The organism is Arthrobacter sp. MAHUQ-56 (assembly GCF_019710585.1).
Lineage (GTDB): Bacteria > Actinomycetota > Actinomycetes > Actinomycetales > Micrococcaceae > Arthrobacter.
On record NZ_JAIFZQ010000021.1, the window covers coordinates 129,612 to 151,656 of the forward strand.

Consider the following 22,045-nt stretch of genomic DNA (forward strand, 5'->3'; position numbering starts at 1 on the left):
AAGGGGGCATCTTCAGGAACATTCAGTACTTGTTTGGCACGGCCTGTCGCTCGTGGTCGACCGCGTGGGCTTCAGTGCCGGCCGTGTTCTTGAAGTAGTGCTCCAGGTCCTCAAGGCTCTTGTCCTTGGTTTCGGGAACATACTTGGCCGCGAAGGCGATGGCCCCCACACCCAGGACGGCGAACACGAAGAACGTGTTGGAGATGCCGATGGCGGCCAGCAGCTGCGGGAAGCCGAACCCGATCAGGAAGTTCACGATCCACAGCAGGAAGGCCGACGCCCCCATGCCCAGGCCGCGGATCTTCAATGGGAAGATTTCCGAGAGCATCAGCCAGGTGACCGGGGAGATGGCGCCCTGCTGGAACGCCAGGAACGTCACGGTGAGCGCAAGGATGACGAAGCCCCGGGCTGAGCCCTCCGGCAGGATCAGGGAGAAGAGCCCGATCAGCAGCAGCGCCGTCGTCGTTCCCACCTGTCCGGTGATCAGCATCCGTCGGCGCCCCACCTTGCCCAGCAGCCAAATGCCCACGAACGTGGCGAGTACCGAGATGACGCCGTTGGCGATGTTCGCGGTCAGCGCCGCCTCGCGGCCAAAACCTGACTGAGACAGGATCTGCGTTCCGTAATACATGATCGAGTTCACGCCGGTGATCTGCTGGATCACGGCAAGGCCCAACCCAACGAAGAAGATCCGGCGGAGCCATGGGATGCCCAGGTCCTTCCACGACCCCATCTTGGACTTGTAGTCCTCCACGGCCATGGCTTTGACTTCCTCGAACTCCTTCCGGGCCTCCGCTTGGGACCGGATCCGTTGCAGCACGCTGAGCGTCTCGCCGAAGCTGCCCATGGAAGCCAGCCAGCGGGGGCTCTCGGGCATGAAGTTCATCCCGATCCACAACGCGATGGCCGGAAGCGTGGCGATCACCAGCATCCAGCGCCAGATGCCGTTGGATTCGCCGAAGGAATTGCCAAGGTAGGCGTTGAAGACGAAGGCCAACAGCTGCCCTGTGACGATCATGAGTTCGTTCTGGGTCACGATCCGGCCGCGCCGGTTGCTGGGCGATACCTCGGCCAGGTACACGGGAACAGTCACTGACGCCCCACCCACCGCAAGGCCCAGGATGAACCGCGCGGCGATCATGACTTCCGTACTGGGCGCGAACGTGCAACCCAGCGTGCCCAGCAGGAACACCACTGCCAGCACCATGATCATCTTGCGCCGGCCGCTACGGTCAGCCAGCCGTCCGCCGAACAGGGCGCCAAAGGCAGCACCCAGCAGAAGGGACGACGTGACTAGGCCTTCAGTCAGCGGCGTGAGGCCCAGGTCCTCCTGCATGTAGGGCAGCGCACCGTTGATGACACCGGTGTCGTAGCCGAACAGCAGCCCGCCGAACGTGGAAATGATGGTGACGGTCCGCAGGGCCCGCGTGTGATTGCCGGGCTGCTTTACGGCGGCGTGGCCAGAAACAGGCGAACTCATACGCTGACCTTCTGCACGTACTGCTTCATGGTCTCCAGTTGGTACCGGGAGACGTCCGCGGCATTCTCATCCTCGGCGAAGACGCTGGACACCATGACCGTGTCCTCGCGGTCCAGGAAGCCAATCTCCTTCAGGCCGCCGAAGAACTCGTCCCAGTTGACGTCGCCGTCGCCGATCTTCAGGTGCTGATGGACGCGGACAGGATTGCCCGGCGGGTTGGTGATGTAGCGCAGGCCATGGGAGGCATGGTGGTCCATCGTGTCCGCCACATGGACCAGCCGCAGCTTGTCCCCCGCTGCCCGCATGATGTCCAGCGGGGAGTCCTTCATGTGGAAGCTGTGCGAGGCCACGTACACCATGCCGACGTTCTTTGAGTTCACACCGCGAATCACGCGAAGGGCGGCCAGGCCTTCCTCCACAAAATCGTCCGGGTGTGGATCGATCAGCAGGTCGATCCCCTCGCGCTCGATGATGGGCAACAGTTCCTCCATGGAACGGTAGAACGCCCGCTCGGACTCCTCTGCCTTCTCCGGGCGGCCGCTGAACTCGGTGTTCATGGTGCTGACGCCAAGGTCCACGGTGATCTGGATGGCGCGCTTCCAGTAACGGACGGCTGCCTCACGGGCCTCCTCGCCCGGCCCCGACCAGCGGAGCACCGGCAGGACGGAGGCGATCTCTATTCCGGCGTCCGTGCAGGCCTTCTTCAGCTGGCCGACGAGTTCGTCGTCCGCCTTGGGGTGGTTGAAGAACGGGATGAAGTCCGCGTGCGGAGTCATCTGCATGTACTTGTAGCCCAGGTCCGCCACCACTTTGGGGAAGTCCAGCAGGCTGTGCGAGTGGTGGAACGGGGTGGGGTCAAGTGCGGTTTTCACGTAAACACTCCATTGTGGATCAGGGAGGCCTGGGACACGAAAGGGGACGGATGGCTCCGCCCCCTTTCCGCTCCTACTTGTAGAGGTCGGGCTTTGCGGCCAGCTTCACGGCGACCTTCTCGCCGTTCTTCTGCGCTTCGACGCCTGCTTCGCAGCACGCGGCGGTGGCGTACCCGTCCCAGGCCGACGGACCCCCGATGTCGCCCTTAAGTGCCGCGTCCACCCATGACTGGATTTCGACGTCGTATGCCGCACCGAAGCGCTCCTCGAAGCCAGGCGTGACAGTGCCGCCCCAGCGGCCGGCGCTGCGGGTGTAGGGGCCCTTGTCGCCGCCGATGCTGACGATGCCGTCCTCGAAGGACGCCTGGGTAGCCACTTCATAGCCGAACTTGGCATTCACGAAGATTTCGACGTCGGCCAGGACCCCTGATTCGGTTTCCAGCAGGACGTGCTGGGGGTCGTGCTGGCCGTTCGGGGCATTCCTGCTGGCCTTGCCCAGACGGACCTGGACGTTGGTGATTTCCTCGCCGGTGAAGAACCGGATGGCGTCGAACTCGTGCACCACGGAGTCATTGATGAGCATCTCGTTGGTGAAGCCGGGCGGGGTGGTCGGGTTGCGGTGCTGGTGGTGCAGCATCAGCAGTTCGCCGAGTTCGTGGTTCCGGATGATGGAACCCAGGGCTGCGTACTCGGCGTCAAAGCGGCGCATGAAGCCCACCTGGATGCGCTTATGGCCCAGCTCGACCTCGGCCTCGACGATCTTCCAGGAGGATTCGGCGTCGGGGGTGAGCGGCTTTTCGCACAGGATGGGGATGTCCTTGGCGAGGGCTTTGAGCAGGATGTCCTCGTGCAGGAAGCCGGGGGTGGCGATGAGGACGGCGTTGACGTCGCCGTTGTTGAGGGCCTCCTCGGCGTCGGCAAGGGCCACTGCGCCGGGGATGCCTTCGATGGCGGCCTGGGCGCGGGCGAGGTCCACGTCCACGACGGCGGCAACTTCTGCTCCGTGAATGCGCTTGCTGAGGCGCTGGATGTGGTCGGCACCCATGCGGCCTGCGCCGATGACGGCGACGCGGAGGTTTTCAGTCATTGATTTGTCCTTTTGGTTTCTGAGACGGGGTCTGTGCTGTCTGTCAGTGCTGGTCCGTCAGCTGACGGTCGTACGGGAACCGCAGGACAGCAGGTAGTTGCGGGTCCGCTTGGCGATGGGCATGGGAACGTCGAAGGCCACGGGGTACATGTCCTGCTCCACGATGCCGAAGATGGGCCGGTCCAGGGCTTCCACAGCTTCGATGACCGCGCGCAGGTCCGGCAGGCCGTTGGGCGGTTCGGTCATAACGCCGGCCAGGTTTGCAGCGGCCCAGGTCATGTTTTCCTCGTTGACCTTTTTGAGGATCTCCGGGTTGATCTGCTTCAGGTGCAGGTAACCGATCCGGTCCGGGTAGTTCTTGATCAGGTCCAGGCTGGAGGCGCCGCAGTACTCCGCGTGTCCGGTGTCCAGGCAGAGGTTCAGGTACTGCGGATCGGTGGCGCCCAGCAGCGTCTCGATGTCCTCCTGCGCGCCCACATGGGAATCTGCATGGGAGTGGAACTGCTGTTTCAGGCCGAAGTCCTCGAGGAGGGTCTTGCCCAGGCGGTTGTGGCCGGTGAACAGGTCGTCCCAGGCCTTCTCGCTCAAGGTGCCGCTTTCCACTGCTTCGCCCGTCACGTCATCGCGCCACATGGCCGGAATGACAACCATGTGCTCGCCACCCATGGCTGCCGTCAGCTCAGCAACCTTGCGGGCCGGTTCCCATGCGGTTTCCCACTGGTCCAGTCCGCGGTGGAAGGCGGTGAAGACTGTGCCGGCGGAGATCTGCAGGTCGCGCTGCTTGAGTTCTTCCGCGAGGCGGGCCGGGTCGGTGGGCAGGTAGCCGTAGGGCCCCAGTTCGATCCACTTGTACCCGGACTCGGCCACCTCGTCGAGGAAGCGTTCCCAGGGGGTCTGCTTTGGGTCGTCGGCGAACCAGACACCCCAGGAGTCCGGCGCCGTGCCGATGATCAGCTTGTTCTCAGTCATGACAGCGTTGTCTTTCTTCTGGCTGCTAGTTGGAGGGGAAGTTGTAGGAGGCGCCGGAGGCGTGGTGGGTTTCGGGCCAGCGGGAGGTGACGACCTTGCCGCGGGTGTAGAAGGAGACGCCTTCGGGGCCGTAGATGTGCTTGTCGCCGAAGAGGGAGGCTTTCCAGCCGCCGAAGGAGTGGTAGGCCACCGGGACGGGCAGGGGCACGTTGATGCCGATCATGCCGACGGTCACGGAGCGCTGGAATTTGCGGGCGGCCGCGCCGGAGGAGGTGAAGATGGCGGTGCCGTTGCCGTAGGGGTTGGCGTTGATGAGCTTGATGCCGTCTTCGAGGGTGTCGACGCGGACCACGACGAGGACGGGTCCGAAGATTTCCTCCTTGTAGGCGGTCATTTCGGTCTTGACGTGGTCGATCACGGTGGGGCCCACCCAGAAGCCGTTCTCGTGGCCCGGGACCACCAGGTCGCGGCCGTCCACCACCATGGCGGCGCCGGCGGTTTCGGCCTCCGTGACGATCTTGACGATGCGTTCCTTGGAGGCCGGGGTGATGACCGGGCCCATTTCGGCGTCGGGTTCGGTGCCGTTGTTGACCTTGACGGCTTGGGCCCGTTCCCGGACCTTGGCGACCAGGGCGTCGGCGGCGTCTCCGACGGCGACGGCGACGGAGATGGCCATGCAGCGTTCGCCGGCGGAGCCGAACGCGGCGGCGGCGAGGTGGTCGGCGGCGTTGTCCAGGTCGGCGTCGGGCAGGATGATGGCGTGGTTCTTCGCCCCGCCCAGGGCCTGGACGCGCTTGCCGTGCTTGGTGGCGGTCTCGTGGACGTACTGCGCGATCGGGGTGGAGCCGACGAAGGAGATGCCGTCCACGTCGGGGTGGGTCAGGAGCCCGTCCACGGTTTCCTTGTCGCCGTGCAGGACCTGGAACACCCCGTCCGGCAGGCCGGCTTCCTTCCAGAGCTTGGCCAGCAGCAGCGACGCGGAGGGGTCGCGCTCGGAGGGCTTGAGGATGAAGGCGTTGCCGGTGGCTATGGCCATCGGGGCCATCCACAGCGGCACCATCACGGGGAAGTTGAACGGCGTGATGCCCGCGACCACTCCGAGGGGTTCCCGGAAGGAGAAAACGTCAATACCGGTGGAGACCTGGTCCGAGTAGTCGCCCTTGAGCAGGGTGGGAATGCCGCAGGCAAACTCCACGACTTCCAGGCCGCGGCCGATTTCGCCCTTGGCGTCGGAGAGGACCTTGCCGTGTTCGGCGGTCACCAGCTGGGCGAGTTCGTCCACGTGCGCGGCGACGAGTTCACGGAACTTGAACAAGACGGCAGTGCGCTTGGCCAGGGAGATGTCTCCCCAGGTGTCGGCGGCCTTGCGGGCGGCGGCGACGGCGGTGTCCAGGTCCGCACGGTTGGCCAGGCGCAGTTCGCCGGTTACCGCGCCGGTGGCCGGGTTGTACACGGGCGTAGTGCGGTCGCCTTCACCGGCGGTCTCGGCGCCGTTGAGAAAGTGGTTGATAACGCTGGTTTCGGTGGTGGTGGCAGTCATGGGACTCTTCCTTGAGTGGTGTAAAAGTGTGATTAGCCGAGCAGTTTGCGCTGGCGTGACTTGTGGTCGGTGTAGGTCTGGAAGGCCTGCTTGGTGGAGTCGAGTTCGGCGACCTGGGAGACGGGGACGTCCCACCAGGACTCGGAGGACGGTGCGTCCAGGAGCGGGTCGGATTCGACGTGGATCAGGATCGGGCCGCTGCCCTCGGGCGCCGCCTTGGCATCGCGGATGGCCTGCTCCAGCTCGGCGATGACCTTCTCCCCCGGTTCGATCCGGATCACCTTCACACCCAGGGACTGGGCGTTCAGGGCCAGGTCAACGGGCAGGTTCTCCCCTTCGTCGAAGCTGTGCTGCTCCTCGTCCAGCGTCCGGTACTTGGTGCCGAACCGCTGGGAGCCGAGGGATTCGGAGAGCGAACCGATGGACGCGTAGCCGTGGTTCTGGATCAGGACCACGATCAGTTTGATGCGTTCGGCGACGGCGGTGACCAGCTCGGTGTGCATCATCAGGTAGGAGCCGTCCCCTACCATGACGACGACGTCCCGCACCTTGTCGCCTGAGTCGCCGCCCGCCGTCGTACTTGCTGCTTCGGCGATTGCGGCGCGCTTGACGCCGAGGCCGCCGGGAATCTCGTAACCCATGCAGGAGTAGGCATATTCGACGTGGTAGCCGAATGGATCGCGGACGCGCCACATCTTGTGCAGGTCACCGGGAAGGGATCCGGCGGCGCAGATGACCACGTCGCGGGCGTCCATGGCCCGGTTGGTGGCGCCGATGATTTCGTTCTGGGCCGGCAGCGGGGTGTAGCGGGTGTCGAAGGCCTCGTCCACGGTGGCGTTCCACCGCTTCTTCTCGGCTTCGACTTGTCGCTGGAGGTCAGCACCCACCCGGTACCCGCCCAGCGCTGCGTTGAGCTTGGCCAGGGCCTTGCGGGCATCGGCAACGATCGGCAGGTGCGTGCCGTGCTTGTACGCGTCGATCGGGGCGACGTTGATGTTGACGAACTTCACGTCCGGGTTCTGGAACGCGGTCCGGGACGCGGTGGTGAAGTCCTCATAGCGGGTGCCGATGCCGATGATCAGGTCCGCCTCCGCGGCGATGGCATTGGTCGCCGTCGTTCCCGTGGAACCAATCGCACCCAGGGACTGGACGTGGTCCCACGGCAGCACGCCGACGCCTGCCTGCGTGTTGCCCACCGGGATCCCGGTCAGCTCGGCGAACTTCGCCAGTTCATCGTTCGCGTAGGCGTAGAGGACGCCGCCGCCGGCGATGATCAGCGGGCGCTTCGCGGCCCGGATCGCTGCCGCGGCGCGGGCGATGTCGTCGTCGTCGGCTTCGGGGCGGCGGATCCGCCACTCGCGCTCGGCCAGGAACTCCAGGGGAACGTCGAAGGCCTCGGCCTGGACGTCTTGAGGCAGCGAAATGGTCACCGCGCCGGTCTCGGCCGGGTCGGTCAGGACGCGCAGGCCGTGGTGGAACGCGGAGAACAGCTGCTCCGGCCTGGACACCCGGTCGAAGAACTTGGACAGCGGCCGGAACGAATCATTGACCGTCAGGTCATACGCGTAGGGCTGCTCGAGCTGCTGCAGCACCGGGTCCGCAGCACGGGTGGCGAACGTATCCGAGGGCAGCAGCAGCACCGGCAAACGGTTCGTGGTGGCCAGCGCGGCGCCGGTCAGCAGGTTGGACGAGCCCGGGCCGATCGAGGTGCTGACTGCGTAGGTCTGGCGGCGGCGCGTGTGCCGGGCATACCCGACGGCCTGGTGCACCTGGGCTTGCTCGTTCCGGCCCTGGTAGTACGGCATGATGGCCGGGTCCAGCTGCTGGTACTGCTTCAGCGCCTGGCCCACGCCGGCCACGTTCCCGTGCCCGAAAATACCGAACGTGCCAGGGATCAGCCGCCCACGGTACTCGATGCCGTTCACCGAGTCCACGGTGTACTGCTTGGAAAGGTATTCGACGACGGCCTGGGCCACCGTCATCCTGCGCGTTCCTGTTGTGGATCCCATGGGACTTACTCCGATACTTCTGCGGTGTGGTGAAGGAGGGAAGCGGCCGTGGCGACGGCGCCTGCCACATCCCCGTCTGCGGGGTAGAGCAGGGTTCGGCCCACGGTGAGGCCTTGGACTCCGGGCAGGGCCAATGCAGCTTGCCAGGACGCGAAAACCTCGTCCTGGGACCCTTCCGGGTCGCCGCCCAGCAGGACGGTGGGCATGGTGGTGGCGGCCATGACGCGTTCCATCTCCGCCACCACGGGAACCTTCATCCAGGTGTAGGCGCTGGTGGAACCCAGGCCCTCGGCGATCGCGATGGACTTGATCACCGCGTTGGTGGACAGGTCGTTGCGCACCCGGCCGTTCTCCCGGACGGACAGGAACGGCTCCACCATGGCGATGAGCTTGCGCCCGGCCAGGGAATCGATGGCTTTGGCGGTCGCTTCCAGGGTGGCCACGGTGTCGGGGTCGCCCAGGCAGATGCGGGTGAGCATCTTTCCGCCGTCAGCGCCCAGGGCTTCCAGGGCGGCAGCGGTGTGGCCCGTGAACCGATCATCGAACTCGTTGACCAGCCCGGACAGGCCACCGCGGTTCATCGAACCGAACACCAGCTTGCCGTCCAGTGCACCCAGGAGCAGCAGGTCGTCCATGATGTCCGGGGATGCCAGGACACCATCCACGGCGGGGTTGGCCAGCGCGATCTGCAACCGGTCCAGCAACTGCCGGCGGTCAGCCATCGCCACCGGATCGCTGCCGACAGCCAGGGCGCCGCGGGCCGGGTGGTCGGCGGCGACGATGAAATTCTGCCGCCCGGATTTCAGGCCGGGGTGTCGGCGCCGGGACTTGGCCGCGCGGGCCACGGCCTCCGGGTCTTCCAGGCGGATGGTGCTCAGGTGCCCGTAGCGGCGCGGATCGTCGTTCACGGCACTGCCCCGGGTTACGGGCGTGAGGGTCACAGTCCTGCTCCTTCGGTTGCAAGCTGACCGGCAGGGGCGGCGGGGACCGGGCGGCCGCGTTCTGCCAGCAACGAGGTGACCTCGTCCGGCGTCGGCATCGCATCGGCGCAGGAAAGGCGGGAGGCGACAATCGCGCCTGCGGCGTTGGCGTAGTCCAGGACCTGGGCGAGTGGCCAGCCGGAGAGCAGTCCGTGGACAAATGCGCCGCCAAACGAGTCGCCGGCACCCAGGCCGTTCAGCGTTTCCACAGGGACGGGAGCGGAAACCAGGCGTTCGGTGCGGGTCTTCGCCATCACGCCTTCGGGGCCGAGCTTGACGACGGCGATTTCGACGCCGGCGGCCAGCAGCCGGTCCGCCTGCTCATCAGGAGTGCCCTCGCCCACGGCGACGGCGCATTCCTTGTCATTGCCGATCGCGACCGTAACGTGCGGCAGGACCTTCGCGACCTCGGCCCGGGCTTCCTCTTCGGAGGACCAGAACATCGGCCGGTAGTCCAGGTCCAGGATCGTGAACTGCCCCTCCGTCAGGCCGGTGCGGGGACGGGCCTCATGGGCGGCGATATGTGCGCTGCGGGACGGCTCCTGCGACAGCCCGGTCACCGTGGACCAGAAGATACCCGCCTTGCGGATGGCGTCCAGGTCCAGTTCCTCTGCCTTGATCTGCAGGTCCGGCGCGGTGGGGAACCGGCCGTAGAAGTACAGCGGGAATTCATCGGTCGCGGGCTTGATCGCGCAGAATGTTGCGGGCGTCTGAAGGCCGGCGACCGGCGTGACGAACGTGTCGTCGACGTTGAACTTGCGCAGCTCGCGGTGCAGGTAGGTGCCGAACGGGTCATCCCCGGTACGGGTAATCACCCCGGTCCTGCGGCCGTGGCGGGCGGCGGCAACAGCGACATTCGACGGCGAACCGCCCAGGTACTTGCCGAAGGAATTGACATCCTCCAGCCCCACCCCGATGTCGTTCGGGTAGATATCAACGCTGATGCGCCCGATCGTAAGAAGCTCGTGGGTCACGGGAATCGTGGACCTTTCTGGTGTGGAACTCAAATCCTTTGAGGGGCAGGAGCTCCGGGACTGGCAGGCCGTGGTGTGGGCCACAGGCACTACTTTGCCCTAGATCGAATGTCCTGTCAAAGGTTTGTACTGACATACTTACAACGAAAGTTGAACCGCGGCCATCCCAAATAGTGGGCGCGCCAACTACTTCCCGGGGACGGCCAATTCGCCCGTCACGTACTGTGCCTTGCCGAAGCCGAAGGACCAGTCGCCGGCCGTGTTTTCGACATATCCGATGAAAACGTCCTCGCCGGCAACCCCCGCGCCCGCGAGGTTGTCGGCCACGGCTGCAAAGAGGCGTTGCTTGGCCTCCTGTGACCGGCCGCCCTGGGTGAAGATCTGGATCATCACCACCCCGGGGGTGCGTTCAAAGCCCAAGCCGGCATCCTGGGCGTAGATCCGGCCCCGCGGGTGCTCCGTGAGGATGTGGAAGTAATCCCGCTCCGGGATCCCATACTCGGCGAGGATCGCTTCGTGGATCCCCCGGCTGAGGCGCTGCAGCTCCTCGGCGCTTCGTCCTTCATTGACGTCAATTCGTACAAGTGGCATGCCATCTCCCGCTAAAGTTTGTACTGACATACTAACAAAGATCTTTAACAGCAGGCAAGACCCAAAAGCCTTGAACGAGCCGGTCGCTGGGTCTATTCTTAAACAACCAAATGGTTGATCAACGAATCGACTGATCAACGAATCTATTGATCAAGAAAGGGCAGCAATGAGCTCCGAGAGTGCGGGTTTGGACTCGGCCTTCATGGCCTTGGCCGATCCGGTGCGGCGGAGCATCATCGCCCGGCTCAGCCGGGGCCCGGCAACGGTTAATGAATTGGCGGAACCCTTCGAGATTTCCAAGCAGGCAGTCTCGAAGCACATCCAGGTACTCGAGCATGCAGAGCTGGTCACCCGCACCAGGGACGCGCAGCGCCGGCCCGTACACCTGAATCCCGCACGGCTGGAGGCGCTCACCGCCTGGATCGACCAGTACCGGTTGGTCCGCGAGGAGCAGTTCCGCAGCCTCGATGCCGTGCTTCAATCCAGCGCCGGGCAAGCGGCGCCAAAGGCAAAGGACATGCGATGAGCAATCCACTGAAGATCACTGCGCCGGAGGGACTCCCCTACATCGACTTCGAGCGGGAGTTCGATTTTCCGGTCGCCGACGTATTCCGGGCGCACAAGGACCCCACGCTCGTCAGCCAATGGCTGGGCCCGCGGGGAATGAAGATGGAAATGGACCACTACGATTTCCGCACCGGCGGCAGCTACCGGTACATCCACACGGGCCCGGAGGGAATCCCTTATGAGTTCCGTGGCGTCTTCCACACCGTGCGCGACAATGACTTCGCTTTGCAGACGTTTGAGTTCGGCGGCTATCCGGACTCGGTCAGCCTGGAGTCCATGACCTTCGAGGAGCTCGACGGCGGGCGTTGCCGGCTGAGGGGCCATGCCATGTACCAGAGCATGGAGGCACGGGACGGCATGCTGCACTCAGGCATGGAGGGCGGAATGTCCGAAGGCTATGAGCGGCTGGACGAGCTGCTGGCAGGCGCGTCGGCCTGACGCCGGCGAAGGGCTTCGTCGATGACCCGGCCCAGGTTCGCGGCGTCGTGGGCGAAGCGGCCCAGGAAGAGGCCGTCCGCGGCCGGCAGTTGCGGAAGCAGCCCGGGTCCGGCGCTGCCGCCGTAGATGAGGGGGCATGCGGCGTCCAGGGAGGCGCGGATCAGGGTGAGGACCTCGTTGACGTGCTGCGCCGGGGCGGGCTCCTCCGCACCGATGGCCCAGACGGGTTCATAGGCGAGGACCAGGCTTCTGAGGCGGGCGGCGTCACCGGCCGTGGCTGCCCTGACCTGCTCCAGGCAAAAGTCGGCGGCAGCACCGGCGTCGAGCCTTTCAGGCTCGCCGATGCAGAGCAGCGGGGTGAGGGACTGGTCGACGGCGGCACGCACCTTGCGGGCCACGATGTCGTCGTCCTCGCCAAAGAGTTTGCGTCGCTCGGCATGGCCGATTTCCACGAACGACACGCCCAGTTCGGACAGCATGCCGGGGCTGACTTCCCCGGTCAGCGGCCCGTCACCCCAGGCGCAGTTCTGCGCACCGAGCAGGACGGGTGAGCCGGCCAGGATGCGTGCGGCCGGTTCGAGGACGGGGAAGGACGGGATGACGAAGACCCGGACCGGAGCATCCTTGGCGGCATCCATGGCCAGTCCGGGCCTGTGGTCAACCACAGAGCGGACCTCCGACAGCCAGCGAAGGCTTGCCTGGTACCCCAGGTACATCTTGGTGCTGACACCGACGTATACGGTGCCGTTGCGTTCGCTGCTGCCGGAGGCGCTCATGGGTTTCCTTGCTTGTTGCGGAATGCTCAGTCGAGCAGTTCGTCGGCCTTGTTCTTGAACCGCCTCGTGGCGAACATCATCGCTGCCGCCACGAACGGAAGGACACCCAGCGCGTAGACGCCCATGGATCCGGTGGGTGACTGCGTAGCTTCGTTGACGGCAGTGCGCAGGATGGGTGCCACGAAACCGCCCAGGTTGCCGAGGGAGTTGATCAGCCCGATGCCCGCGGCTGCGGCGGATCCGGCGAGGAACGCCGTCGGATAGGACCACACCACCGGGCCCACGGCCAGGAAGCTGCAGACTGCCAGGGTGATGAACACCATGCCGATGACCGGCTGATGGTTGGTGCCCGCCCAGGCGGAACCGAAGATGCACAGGCCGGTGGAGATGAAGAGGAGGGTGCCGAACTTGCGCCGCTTGGCAACCGTGTTGGCAGCCCGGCCGATGAAGTAGCAGGCGAAGATGCCGAAGAACCAGGGCACGGCGATCAGCAGGCCGACGGCGAGCCCCACCTTTTGCCCGGTCAGGGACGAGACCTGCTGCGGCAGGAAGAAGGTCACGCCGTAAACGGCAATCTGCAGGCAGAAGTAGATCGCGGTGAAGTACCAGACCCGGCCGTTCTTCATGGCCGCGAGGATGCCGCGGGGGCCGTGCTCATCCTTGATGTTGTCCTCCAGGGCCATGACTTCCTTCAGCGCGTACTTCTCCTCGCGGCTGAGGAACTTCGCCTTGTCCGGACCATTGATCAGGAAGAAGAAAGCGGCGATGCCAGCTACGACGGCGAGCATGCCTTCGACGAAGAACATAACCTGCCAGCCGCGCAGGCCGGGAACCTGGTCGCCGATGTTGATCAGCCAGCCGGAGAGCGGGTTGCCGATCATCTGGGAGAACGGCTGGGCCAGGTAGAAGATGGCGAACATCTGGACGCGCACCTTGTTGGGGAACCACTCGGCGAGGTACATGATCACGCCGGGGAACAGCCCTGCTTCGGTTACGCCGAGGAGGAAGCGCAGGATCACGAAGGAGGTCTCGCCCTGGACGAACGCGAAGCAGGCCGAGACGATGCCCCAGGTGATCGCAATCCGCGCGAGCCAGACCTTGGCGCCGACCTTCTTGAGCAGCAGGTTGCTGGGGATCTCAAAGATGGCATAGCCGATGAAGAAGATGCCTGCGCCGAGGGCGAAGGCCGCGGCGGACACTCCCTTGTCCGCTCCCAGCGCCGCCTCGGCAAAGCCGACGTTGGTGCGGTCCAGGAACGAAACGACGTACAGGATGACCAGCATCGGCATGAGCCGGCGGGCCGCCTTGAAAATAGCGGACTTCAGGACCGGACGGGCCAGAAGTTCCTTGGATGTTGCGGTGGTTTCGGACACAACACTCTCCTTCGAGTGGTGACGTTGGTGATGTCCCGTGGGCCGACGGCCCGCGGGGGTGTTGTGGCATTGGTTATGGGAAACCCGTGCCGTCAGTGCATGTACAGGCCGCCGTCGACGTTCAGCGTCTGGCCCGAGATGTAGCCGGCATCCTCGCCAATCAGGAAGGAGATCGCCGCGGCAACGTCGCGGGTGGTGCCCACCCGGTTCACCACCAGATCCTTCACGAGTTCGTCCTTGCGTTCCTCGCTGAGGGTGCCGCCCATGATGTCCGTGTCGATGGGACCGGGCGAGATGGCGTTGACGGTGATGTCGTACTCGCCCAGCTCGCGGGCGGTGGCCCGGGTCAGGCCGATAACTCCGGCCTTCGCCACGGAGTACGGGGTCTTGCTGAAGGTTCCGCCGCCACGCTGGGCCGAGACGGAGGAGATGTTGACGATCCGGCCCAGCCGGTTCCTGGCCATGGACTCGGCGGCCCGGCGGGTGGCGTAGTGCACACCGTTCATGTTGATGTTCACCACCCGGTCCCATTCGGCACCGTCGAGTTCAAGGTAGGGCACCGGTGAGCTGACGCCGGCAATGTTCGCCAGGGCCACCAGCTGGGGCAGTTCCGCCTCGATCTCGTCGATGGCTGCCCGCACCGAGGCCTCATCGCCGATGTTGGCTCCGGCCCCGTGGGCCTTGACGCCGTGCCTTTCGGCAAGCTCCTTGGCCAGGCTCTTGCTGGCGGCGTCGTCGAGGTCGATCACGCCGATGTTCCAGCCGCGCTCGGCAAGGTACTCTGCGGTGGCCCGGCCGATGCCGCGCTCGGAGACGGCCCCGGTGACGATCACCGTGCGGTCTGCGGGAAATGAAGTCATAAGGTCTTCCTTCGGGTGTGGGGGTTGACGGCCTGGGTTTACGCCAGGGGCGCCGGGCCCAGTTCCTCGATGAGCTTCTGCATGGCGACGTACGCCTTGTTCCGGTAGGCAACCAGGGCTGCGGTGCGGTCGGCGGGGACGTCGAGGAATCCGGAGCCGGTCTTGGTGCCAAGCTGGCCGGCGTCGACCTTTTCCTGCAGGATCTTCGGGGTGGCGAACCGTTCCGGGAAACCGGTCTGCAGCGACTTGTAGCAGAAGGCGTAGACGTCGAGGCCTGCCATGTCGGCGATGGCGAACGGGCCGAAGAACGGCAGCCGGAAGCCGAAGGTGGTGCGGACCAGGGTGTCCACGTCCTCGGCGCTGGCGATCCCTTCCTCCACCACCTGGGCGGCTTCGTGGAAGAGGGCGTACTGGAGCCGGTTCAGCACAAAGCCGGTGACGTCCTTGACGGTCGCGGTTTCCTTGCCCGTCTCCCCCACGATGGTGCGGGCGGCCTGGACCGTTGCTTCGGACGTTCCCTCGTGCGGGATGACTTCCACGCCGGGAATGAACGGGGCGGGGTTGGAGAAGTGCACGCCCAGGAAGCGCTCCGGGTTGTCGACGACCTCGGCCAGTTTGGCAATGGAAATGGTGGAGGTGTTGGAGCCGATGATGGCGTCCGGGCGGGCGGCCGCGCTGATCCGGCCCAGGGTGGCGTGCTTGATCTCGAGGACCTCCGGCACCGCTTCCTCGATATACTCCGCGTCAGCTACCGCTTCTTCGATGTCCTTGGCGGCCCAGAGGTTTTCCTTCAGCAGGTCCGTGGCATTGTCCGGGAAGAGGCCTGCCGCCACGAACTCGTCGGATTCCTTCAGCAACCGTTCGTAGTTGCTCTGGGCGATTTCGGCGGAGACGTCCGCCAGGGCCACTCGGGCTCCGGCGAGCGCCAGGACCTGGGCGATTCCGCCGCCCATGTAGCCAGAGCCGACGACGGCGATGTTACGAGTGCTCATTTGTCCTCAAGTCCTTCCGACGCGCCCTCATAGGAGCAGATAGCGTCTACTTTTGCCGCGGATGCGGAGTTTTCATCGAAGCGGTAGTCCAGCCACTCGCCCACGAGTTTCTTGGCCAGTTCCAGGCCGATGACGCGCTGGCCCATGGTCAGCACCTGGGCGTTGTTGGACAGCACAGAGCGTTCCACGGAGTAGCTGTCGTGGGCAGTGACCGCCCGGATGCCGGGCACCTTGTTGGCTGAGATCGCGACGCCGAGGCCGGTTCCGCAGATCAGCAGGGCGCGGTCCGCTTCCCCCGCGGCTACCTTGCGGGCGGCGGCGACGGCCAGGTGCGGGTAGGCGGTGGAGTCGTCAGCGCCGACTCCCACGTCCTCCACCGACGCAACGCGGGGGTCCGCCTCCAGCAGTTCGCGCAGGGCGTTCTTGTATTCGACACCGGCTTCGTCGTTGCCGACGACGATCCGCCAGCCTGACTCGGTCTTCTCGGTCATGCGGTTCTCCTTAGTTGCTTTCGATGGAGGCGGCGTAGTCGGCCACCCTGCGGGCGATGAGGCCGAAGGACACTGCCCCGGGGTCCGGGTGGCCCAGGCTCTTTTCCGCCAAGGGCCGGGCCCGGCCCTTCTTCGGGCTGAGGCCGGCAGTCGCGTCAGCCGCCTTGGCCGCCGCCTCCGCTGCCGCATGCAGGCTCCCGGCCAGGCTGCCGCCGTCGTCAATTGCCTTGCTGAAGGTGTCAGCGAACGGAAGCAGCGCGTCCACCATGGTCTTGTCCCCCGCTTCGGCCTTGCCCAGGGTGATGATGGCGTCGCGGAGGGCGTTGACGGCCGCCGCTGCATCTGCGGCAGTGTAGGCATCCTTGCTGCCCAGGGTCCTTCCGACGGCGGTGACGGCCGCGCCCCAGAGGGCCCCGGAGGTACCGCCCGCGCGCTCGGCCCACTGCTCCCCCGCTGCTGCGAGGAGTTCCTCGAGCCCCGCGCCTGCAGCGTGGGACTTCTCGGCGGCGGCAACGGCGGCATCCACGCCCCGCCGCATGCCGATGCCGTGGTCGCCGTCCCCGGCGATGGCGTCCAGCTTGCCCAGGGCTTCTTCGTGTTCGACGACGACGGCCTGCGCTTCCTTCAGCGCGTCCAGTGCCGTGGCGGCCAGGGCAGTCGACGCCGGCGTGGCGTCCAGCGCCGGCTCCGTTGCAACCTCCGCGAGGGACTCCACGGAACGGGCCCGGCGGGGAGCCAGGTTGCCCTTCCGGAAAGCCGGGGTGTCAGCCGGGGCCGCCCAGAACTTCTCCAGCTCCCCATCCAGCCAGAAGAGGGTCAGGGACAGGCCCGACATGTCCAGGCTGGTGACCAGTTCGCCGCACTCCGGCTCAACGATGTCCAGCCCGGCCGCGGTCAGCAAGGCCTCGATCCTGCCGAACAGCAGGAACAGTTCGTCGTACTTGACGGTACCCAGGCCGTTGAGGATGGGCACCACCCGGCGGCCTGCGGCTTCCGGCTTGTCCTTCAGCAGCCCGTCCACCAGCAACTGGGCAAGCTCGCTGGCGCTGGGCAGGGGCTGCTCGGAGATGCCCGGTTCGCCGTGGATGCCAAGGCCCACGGACATCATCCCTTCGGGCACCGTGAACAGGGGCTCGTCCGCTCCGGGGAGGGTGCAACCGGCGAAGGCCACACCGAGCGAGCGGGTGTGGTGGTTGGCCTTGATGGCCAGGCGCTCCACCTCATCCAGGTCCAGCCCGGCCTCTGCTGCTGCGCCGGCCACCTTGAAGACCGTCAGGTCGCCGGCGATGCCGCGGCGCTTGCCGATCTCCTCGAGCGGCGCGCTGGCGATGTCATCAGTAACCAGCACGGTCCGGGTTTCGATGCCCTCGGCGTTCAGCTTCTCCTGGGCCTGGCCAAAATGCAGGACGTCCCCGGCGTAGTTGCCATAGCTGAGGAGGACTCCGCCGCCGTTCTGGGACGCCTTTGCCACCCGGTACACCTGTCCGGCTGCCGGGGATGCGAACATGTTGCCGCAGGCACTTCCGGCAGCCAGGCCCGCGCCAACCAGTCCGGCGAACGCCGGATAGTGGCCGGAGCCGCCGCCGATGACCAGTGCCACCTGGCCCGCAGGCATTTCAGTGGAGCGGACAACACCGCCGTCAACGCGGGCCACGTACTGGCGGTTGGCGGCGACGAAGCCGTCGAGGGCGTCGTCTGCGAACTGCGCTGGATCGTCAAATATCTTTGTCATGATTCCTCGTCGAACCGGTTGTCGGTTGGGATGCCTGGCGGCCTAGCGGGCCGGGACTGCCGCCGGGGTCTGCCGGCCCTGGGCCACCAAGCTGGTGCCCAGGGCGTAGCCGTCGCGCTTGGGCAGGACCTGGCGGCGCAGGTAGTCCTGGTTGGCGGCGGTGACGCTCAGGCCGTCGCCACCATAGTGTTCCGTGCAGATAATGCCCTGGAAGCCAACGGAGATGGCGAACTGGAAGGCCTCGCGGTAGCTGATGAGGCCCGATTCCATGGGGGCCGGCATGGCGACGTACTGGTCCCGTGCCTGGTCCTCATCGCGGATGTAGTTCTTGACGTGCCAGTAGTTGGAGTACGGCAGGGTCTTGTGCACCAGTTCGCGCCAGTCCTCGATGGGACGGTGCAGGCGGATGAGGTTGCCCAGATCCGGGTTGAGCCCGACGTTGGGCAGGTCGATGTCCTGGACGAGCTGCACGGAGGAATCCCCCGTGCCCAGGTAGGTGTCCTCGTACATCTCCAGCGACACCAGGAGGCCGAGTTCTGCAGCGTGCTTGCCCACCTCGCGGATGCGGGTGACCGCTTTGTTCCAGGTTTCCTTGTCCCCCACCGGATCCTTGTGGCCTTCAACAGTCCAGAACCAGAGCTGCTTCTGCTGCTCAGGGGTGATGGCCTGGTGCAGGCCGATCGAGACAACCTCGCACCCCAGGTGGGCTGCGGCCTCGAGCGTGCGGTGGGTGTAGGCCAGGTTTTCTTCCCAGTTGGCTTCTTCGATCACGCTACGGCGGATAGCGGAGATGGAGGGCAGGCCAATGCCGGCGGCGGTGGCGGCCGCCTTCAGCTCATCCAACCGGCTGGCGGAGAGATCTCCGGGACGCACCCAACTGTCAGTGAGGTCGGCGTTGGTGAATCCGGCGTCGGCCACTTCTTCGAAGACCTTCTGCCAGTCGCTGGCGGCGGCGTCCTGGACGGTGGTTCCATCGGGCTTGGTTCCCGGGAACTGCAGCAGGGCTGCGGCGATGGGCCAGTTTTCAGCGGTGTACGGCATTGTCACTCCAGATCTAAATCGCATTTCCTATAGGATCTACGCTGCAAAGGCACCCTGTCAAGGGCTTGTGTGTTGTGCCTGCTCAGGGCAGGGCGGGTATTGGGGGCTGGCTCCGCGGCCGGTACGCCAGGGAAGGACCGCTAGCTGCGCACTTCGCTGTCGTGCTGTGAGCGCTGCTTGACGCCCTCGATGTGGTCGATCATTTTTTGCCGGGCGAGTTCGGCGTCACCGGACTCAAAGGCCTTGAGGATCTCGGTGTGCTCCGCGATGGCGTAGTCGGCGTCGGTCACGCCCAGGCCGCCGAAAAAGCGGAAACGCTGCACTTGGCCGCCCAGCGCGTTGTAGGCGGACAGCAGGAACTGGTTATCCGCGAATTCGGCGATGAGCCGGTGGAAACGTTCATCCGCTTCCCAATAAGCCCGGAACTCGGCGAAACTGGGACCCCGCGGGGCGGCTTTCAGGTCTTCGATGGCTTGTTCCAGCTGTTTGGCCAGTTCCGGGTCCGCGTTCCTGCAGGCCATGAAGGCGTTGGCGGGTTCGATCACCAGCCGGGCGTCCATCAGGTCTGCCAGCTCTTCAGGGGAAAACAATGGAGCCACGCGATAACCGCGCAATGCCATTCTCCGCACCATTCCGGTGGCTTCCAGCCGGGCGAGGGCTTCCCGCACCGGTGTTGGGGAAACGTCCAGTTCCCTTGCCATGCCGTCGATGCTGACGGGCGTGCCGGCCTCCAGCCGGCCGTCCATGAGGGCAACAAGAAGCGCTTCGTAAACGTGGTCGGCGAGGACCTGCCTGCTCACGCCGCCTGAGGCCTGGTTCTTGATTGCCATGTAGAAATCCTATAGCCGGAAGATGCCCGCGAATGCGGGCACCAAGGAGGCGGGCCTGAAGGTGCCGTGCCGCCCGTGGGCCGGCACGGCACCTTCAGTACGGCGGTCTCAGGAAACCTGCAGGCCACCGTTGATGTCATAAGTGGCGGCAGTGATGTAGCCGGCGTCCTCGCCGAGCAGGAATGCGATCAGCGCGGCCACTTCCTCCCGGGTCCCCACCCTGCCCATCATGATCCCCTCGGACATCTGGGCCTTGCGCTCGTCCGACAGCGTTCCGCCCATGATGTCGGTGTCGATCGGGCCCGGTGCGATGGCGTTCACGGTGATGTTGTGCTCCCCCACTTCGCGGGCCAGGGCACGGGTGAAACCGAGGATGCCGGCCTTGGACGCGCTGTAGGCCACCTTGGAGTAGGTACCGCCACCGCGCTGCGCCGAGATGGAGGAGATGCTGACGATCCGTCCCAGCCTGCGCTGGATCATGCCCTTGAGCACCCGCTGGGACACGATGAACGTACCGCGCATGTTGATGGCGAATACCTTGTCCCATTCCGCCACGGAGGTCTCCATGAAGGGGGTGGGGGAACTGATTCCGGCGAGGTTCACGAGTCCAACGATCGGCGGGAGGGCCTGTTCGATCTCTGTGATGGCACGGTCCACGGACGCTTCGTCCGAGACGTCGGCACCCACGCCGATTGCCTTGACGGCCCTGTTGGATCCGATTTCCGCGGCTGCCGCCTGGGCATCTTCAGCGTTGATGTCCAGGATGGCGATCGACCAGCCCTCGCTGGCCAGCCGGTCCGCGGTGGCACGGCCGATGCCCCGGGCCGAGGCCGCGCCGGTAAGGACAACGGTGCGCTCTGCAGGGAAGGTGTGCTGCTCAGTCATTGGTGTTTCCTAGTGGGTTTCGGCGGCAGGAACGGTGGCTCCGGGGGCGGAGACACCTTCCGGCCGATTGCGTGCGTAAAGGTAGGTGGCGACGGCGGTCACGGCGAGGCAGGCGGCCAGGAAGACCAGGCCGCTCTGGCTGTTTCCGGTGGCGTCCTTGAGGATCCCCACGATGTAGGGCGCCACGAAGCCGCCCAGGTTGCCGAGCGAGTTGACCATCGCCAGCCCCGCGGCCGCCGCAGCACCGGTCAGCGCTGCGGAGGGCATGGCCAGGAAGGGGGCGATCGCGGAGTAGATGCCCATGGCTGCGAGGGTCAGGAACACCATCGCGAGCACGGCATTGACCGGAAGCAGGAACCCGGCGCCCAGGAGGCCGACGGCGGCGAGCACCATGCTCACGCTGGCGTGCCATACGCGGTTGCCGGTACGGTCGGACCGCTTGCTCCAGAAGTAGACGAAGACCGCTGCGATGGCGTACGGGATGAAGACAATGAAGCCCACCTGAGTTGAGTCGAACTTGCCGAGCGCCTTGACGATGGTGGGCAGCCAGAGCCCCAGGCCGTAGATGCCGCAGACCAGGCCGAAGTACAGCGCCGAGTAGGCGATGGTGCGGGGGTCCTTCAGGCCGGCCAGGAAGTTGTGGTTGCCGGACTTCTGCTTGTGGGCCAGCTCCGCGGCCATGGTGGTGGAGAGCCATTCGCGCTCTTCGGGCTTCAGCCACTTGGCGTGCTCGGGGCGGTCGGTCATCACGAACGGCGTGATGATGCCGAGGATGATGGCGGGGATGCCTTCGATGATGTACAGCCACTGCCAGCCGTGCAGCCCCGCGACGCCTTCCAGGTTCAGGAGCATGCCGGACACCGGTGCGCCCAGGGCGTTGGAGATGGGCTGGGCAAGGATGAAGATGCCCAGCACCGTCACGCGCTGCGCGGCCGGGAACCAGAGGGTCAGGTAGAAAAGGATTGCGGGGAAGAAGCCGGCTTCCGCAGCGCCCAGCAGGAAGCGGATGACGTAGAAAGTGGCCTCACCGTTCACCAGGAACATCGCTGTCGCGAAAATGCCCCAGGTGATGAGGATGCGGGCGATCCATTTGCGGGCGCCGTAGCGGTACATGCCTCCATTGCTGGGGATTTCGAGCAAGGCGTAGCCCAGGAAGAATATACCGGCACCGAGGCCGTAGGCGGCTTCGGTCAGGCCGATGTCGTTCTGCATCCCGAGCTTGGCGAAGCCGACGTTATTGCGGTCGAGGTAGGCGATGAAGTAGAGGAGGACGATCAGGGGCATGAGCCGGCGCCTGACCTTGCGGAGGGTCGCCTCCCCGAGGTCGCTGAGTGCCGGGGCGGCTGCGCGGGCGCTCATCGCTGAGCTCCAGTGGTGGTGTGGGGACCCATGGTCAGGGAATGCGCGCACATAACGACTCCTTTGGCTGGCGGCATTTTTTGGGGGGGTTTGATATCAGATGTCTGATGTCTGCTTGAGATTCTAGTCACAGCGTTATGAGCACGTCAATACGGCTGGGAAGGGGGTGAGCTGCCTACCGTTCAGTGGGCAGGGCCCA

At 65.5% G+C, this 22,045-nt stretch carries 21 protein-coding genes; 2 read left to right on the forward strand and 19 right to left on the reverse strand.

The features are described 5' to 3' along the window. Positions 1 to 22 precede the first annotated feature (22 nt). From K4G53_RS18240 to K4G53_RS18280, 9 genes are all read right to left on the reverse strand, one after another. A complete protein-coding gene (locus tag K4G53_RS18240) occupies positions 23 to 1,480 on the reverse strand; it encodes a sugar porter family MFS transporter (protein WP_221387092.1) in 1,458 nt (485 codons plus the stop codon). After that, entirely contained in the window at positions 1,477 to 2,352 is an 876-nt protein-coding gene (locus K4G53_RS18245; protein ID WP_221387093.1) for a sugar phosphate isomerase/epimerase family protein, read from the reverse strand. The genes K4G53_RS18240 and K4G53_RS18245 overlap by 4 nt, the downstream gene beginning before the upstream one ends. 73 nt (positions 2,353 to 2,425) lie before the next feature. Further along, positions 2,426 to 3,439 (reverse strand): Gfo/Idh/MocA family protein, encoded by a 1,014-nt coding sequence (locus tag K4G53_RS18250; RefSeq protein WP_221387094.1) that lies wholly within the window; start codon positions 3,437 to 3,439, stop codon positions 2,426 to 2,428. 57 nt (positions 3,440 to 3,496) lie between these two features. Beyond that, a complete protein-coding gene (locus tag K4G53_RS18255; protein WP_221387095.1) occupies positions 3,497 to 4,408 on the reverse strand; it encodes a sugar phosphate isomerase/epimerase in 912 nt (303 codons plus the stop codon). Positions 4,409 to 4,433: 25 nt separating this feature from the next. Then, a complete protein-coding gene (locus K4G53_RS18260) occupies positions 4,434 to 5,948 on the reverse strand; it encodes a CoA-acylating methylmalonate-semialdehyde dehydrogenase (protein WP_221387096.1) in 1,515 nt (504 codons plus the stop codon). A gap of 32 nt (positions 5,949 to 5,980) precedes the next feature. Beyond that, positions 5,981 to 7,930, reverse strand: coding sequence for a 3D-(3,5/4)-trihydroxycyclohexane-1,2-dione acylhydrolase (decyclizing) (iolD, locus tag K4G53_RS18265; protein ID WP_374226185.1), 1,950 nt, complete (start codon positions 7,928 to 7,930; stop codon positions 5,981 to 5,983). A 32-nt stretch (positions 7,931 to 7,962) separates the two neighbouring features. Continuing rightward, positions 7,963 to 8,898, reverse strand: a complete 936-nt coding sequence (locus K4G53_RS18270; protein WP_221387098.1) for a deoxyribose-phosphate aldolase — start codon at positions 8,896 to 8,898, stop codon at positions 7,963 to 7,965. Next, complete coding sequence (iolC, locus tag K4G53_RS18275) at positions 8,895 to 9,911, reverse strand: 5-dehydro-2-deoxygluconokinase (RefSeq protein WP_221387099.1); 1,017 nt, start codon at positions 9,909 to 9,911, stop codon at positions 8,895 to 8,897. Before iolC ends, K4G53_RS18270 begins: the two co-directional genes overlap by 4 nt. 186 nt (positions 9,912 to 10,097) lie before the next feature. Beyond that, positions 10,098 to 10,502, reverse strand: coding sequence for a tautomerase family protein (locus K4G53_RS18280; RefSeq protein WP_221387100.1), 405 nt, complete (start codon positions 10,500 to 10,502; stop codon positions 10,098 to 10,100). 166 nt (positions 10,503 to 10,668) lie between these two features. Here K4G53_RS18280 and K4G53_RS18285 point away from each other — a divergent pair, with 166 nt between their 5' ends. Continuing rightward, on the forward strand, positions 10,669 to 11,028 hold the full coding sequence (locus K4G53_RS18285; RefSeq protein WP_221387101.1) for a helix-turn-helix transcriptional regulator: 360 nt from the start codon (positions 10,669 to 10,671) through the stop codon (positions 11,026 to 11,028). Next, positions 11,025 to 11,507 (forward strand): SRPBCC family protein, encoded by a 483-nt coding sequence (locus K4G53_RS18290; RefSeq protein WP_221387102.1) that lies wholly within the window; start codon positions 11,025 to 11,027, stop codon positions 11,505 to 11,507. The genes K4G53_RS18285 and K4G53_RS18290 overlap by 4 nt, the downstream gene beginning before the upstream one ends. On the opposite strand, the gene K4G53_RS18295 is transcribed toward K4G53_RS18290, so the two are convergent. From K4G53_RS18295 to K4G53_RS18340, 10 genes are all read right to left on the reverse strand, one after another. Further along, positions 11,465 to 12,283: a triose-phosphate isomerase family protein gene (locus K4G53_RS18295; RefSeq protein WP_221387103.1), complete on the reverse strand. Its 819-nt coding sequence runs from the start codon at positions 12,281 to 12,283 to the stop codon at positions 11,465 to 11,467. The two genes, K4G53_RS18290 and K4G53_RS18295, sit on opposite strands and share 43 nt — an antisense overlap. Positions 12,284 to 12,309: 26 nt before the next feature. Beyond that, positions 12,310 to 13,656 (reverse strand): MFS transporter, encoded by a 1,347-nt coding sequence (locus K4G53_RS18300; protein ID WP_221387104.1) that lies wholly within the window; start codon positions 13,654 to 13,656, stop codon positions 12,310 to 12,312. A 92-nt stretch (positions 13,657 to 13,748) separates the two neighbouring features. Beyond that, a complete protein-coding gene (locus tag K4G53_RS18305) occupies positions 13,749 to 14,516 on the reverse strand; it encodes an SDR family NAD(P)-dependent oxidoreductase (protein WP_221387105.1) in 768 nt (255 codons plus the stop codon). Between the two features lie 38 nt (positions 14,517 to 14,554). Next, the gene (locus K4G53_RS18310; RefSeq protein WP_221387106.1) at positions 14,555 to 15,508 is read right to left on the reverse strand and encodes a 3-hydroxyacyl-CoA dehydrogenase family protein; all 954 of its coding nucleotides are present in this window, start codon (positions 15,506 to 15,508) and stop codon (positions 14,555 to 14,557) included. Beyond that, entirely contained in the window at positions 15,505 to 15,999 is a 495-nt protein-coding gene (locus tag K4G53_RS18315) for a ribose-5-phosphate isomerase (RefSeq protein WP_221387107.1), read from the reverse strand. Before K4G53_RS18315 ends, K4G53_RS18310 begins: the two co-directional genes overlap by 4 nt. 10 nt (positions 16,000 to 16,009) lie before the next feature. Then, positions 16,010 to 17,731, reverse strand: a complete 1,722-nt coding sequence (locus K4G53_RS18320; protein WP_221387108.1) for a dihydroxyacetone kinase family protein — start codon at positions 17,729 to 17,731, stop codon at positions 16,010 to 16,012. 42 nt (positions 17,732 to 17,773) lie between these two features. Further along, positions 17,774 to 18,772 (reverse strand): sugar phosphate isomerase/epimerase, encoded by a 999-nt coding sequence (locus K4G53_RS18325; RefSeq protein WP_221387109.1) that lies wholly within the window; start codon positions 18,770 to 18,772, stop codon positions 17,774 to 17,776. A 140-nt stretch (positions 18,773 to 18,912) separates the two neighbouring features. Further along, the gene (locus tag K4G53_RS18330) at positions 18,913 to 19,602 is read right to left on the reverse strand and encodes a GntR family transcriptional regulator (protein WP_221387110.1); all 690 of its coding nucleotides are present in this window, start codon (positions 19,600 to 19,602) and stop codon (positions 18,913 to 18,915) included. Between the two features lie 108 nt (positions 19,603 to 19,710). Next, complete coding sequence (locus tag K4G53_RS18335; protein WP_221387111.1) at positions 19,711 to 20,487, reverse strand: SDR family NAD(P)-dependent oxidoreductase; 777 nt, start codon at positions 20,485 to 20,487, stop codon at positions 19,711 to 19,713. A gap of 9 nt (positions 20,488 to 20,496) precedes the next feature. Next, entirely contained in the window at positions 20,497 to 21,846 is a 1,350-nt protein-coding gene (locus K4G53_RS18340; protein WP_221387112.1) for an MFS transporter, read from the reverse strand. Between the last annotated feature and the right edge of the window lie 199 nt (positions 21,847 to 22,045).

Excerpts from the sequence above, each read along its gene's own strand:
- K4G53_RS18240 (WP_221387092.1), bottom strand. The coding sequence starts at position 1,480 with ATGAGTTCGCCTGTTTCTGGCCACGCCGCCGTAAAGCAGCCCGGCAAT.
- K4G53_RS18250 (WP_221387094.1), bottom strand. The coding sequence starts at position 3,439 with ATGACTGAAAACCTCCGCGTCGCCGTCATCGGCGCAGGCCGCATGGGT.
- K4G53_RS18255 (WP_221387095.1), bottom strand. The coding sequence starts at position 4,408 with ATGACTGAGAACAAGCTGATCATCGGCACGGCGCCGGACTCCTGGGGT.
- K4G53_RS18260 (WP_221387096.1), bottom strand. The coding sequence starts at position 5,948 with ATGACTGCCACCACCACCGAAACCAGCGTTATCAACCACTTTCTCAAC.
- iolD (WP_374226185.1), bottom strand. The coding sequence starts at position 7,930 with ATGACGGTGGCCCAGGCCGTCGTCGAATACCTTTCCAAGCAGTACACC.
- K4G53_RS18280 (WP_221387100.1), bottom strand. The coding sequence starts at position 10,502 with ATGCCACTTGTACGAATTGACGTCAATGAAGGACGAAGCGCCGAGGAG.
- K4G53_RS18285 (WP_221387101.1), top strand. The coding sequence starts at position 10,669 with ATGAGCTCCGAGAGTGCGGGTTTGGACTCGGCCTTCATGGCCTTGGCC.
- K4G53_RS18290 (WP_221387102.1), top strand. The coding sequence starts at position 11,025 with ATGAGCAATCCACTGAAGATCACTGCGCCGGAGGGACTCCCCTACATC.
- K4G53_RS18295 (WP_221387103.1), bottom strand. The coding sequence starts at position 12,283 with ATGAGCGCCTCCGGCAGCAGCGAACGCAACGGCACCGTATACGTCGGT.
- K4G53_RS18305 (WP_221387105.1), bottom strand. The coding sequence starts at position 14,516 with ATGACTTCATTTCCCGCAGACCGCACGGTGATCGTCACCGGGGCCGTC.
- K4G53_RS18310 (WP_221387106.1), bottom strand. The coding sequence starts at position 15,508 with ATGAGCACTCGTAACATCGCCGTCGTCGGCTCTGGCTACATGGGCGGC.
- K4G53_RS18315 (WP_221387107.1), bottom strand. The coding sequence starts at position 15,999 with ATGACCGAGAAGACCGAGTCAGGCTGGCGGATCGTCGTCGGCAACGAC.
- K4G53_RS18320 (WP_221387108.1), bottom strand. The coding sequence starts at position 17,731 with ATGACAAAGATATTTGACGATCCAGCGCAGTTCGCAGACGACGCCCTC.
- K4G53_RS18325 (WP_221387109.1), bottom strand. The coding sequence starts at position 18,772 with ATGCCGTACACCGCTGAAAACTGGCCCATCGCCGCAGCCCTGCTGCAG.
- K4G53_RS18330 (WP_221387110.1), bottom strand. The coding sequence starts at position 19,602 with ATGGCAATCAAGAACCAGGCCTCAGGCGGCGTGAGCAGGCAGGTCCTC.
- K4G53_RS18335 (WP_221387111.1), bottom strand. The coding sequence starts at position 20,487 with ATGACTGAGCAGCACACCTTCCCTGCAGAGCGCACCGTTGTCCTTACC.
- K4G53_RS18340 (WP_221387112.1), bottom strand. The coding sequence starts at position 21,846 with ATGAGCGCCCGCGCAGCCGCCCCGGCACTCAGCGACCTCGGGGAGGCG.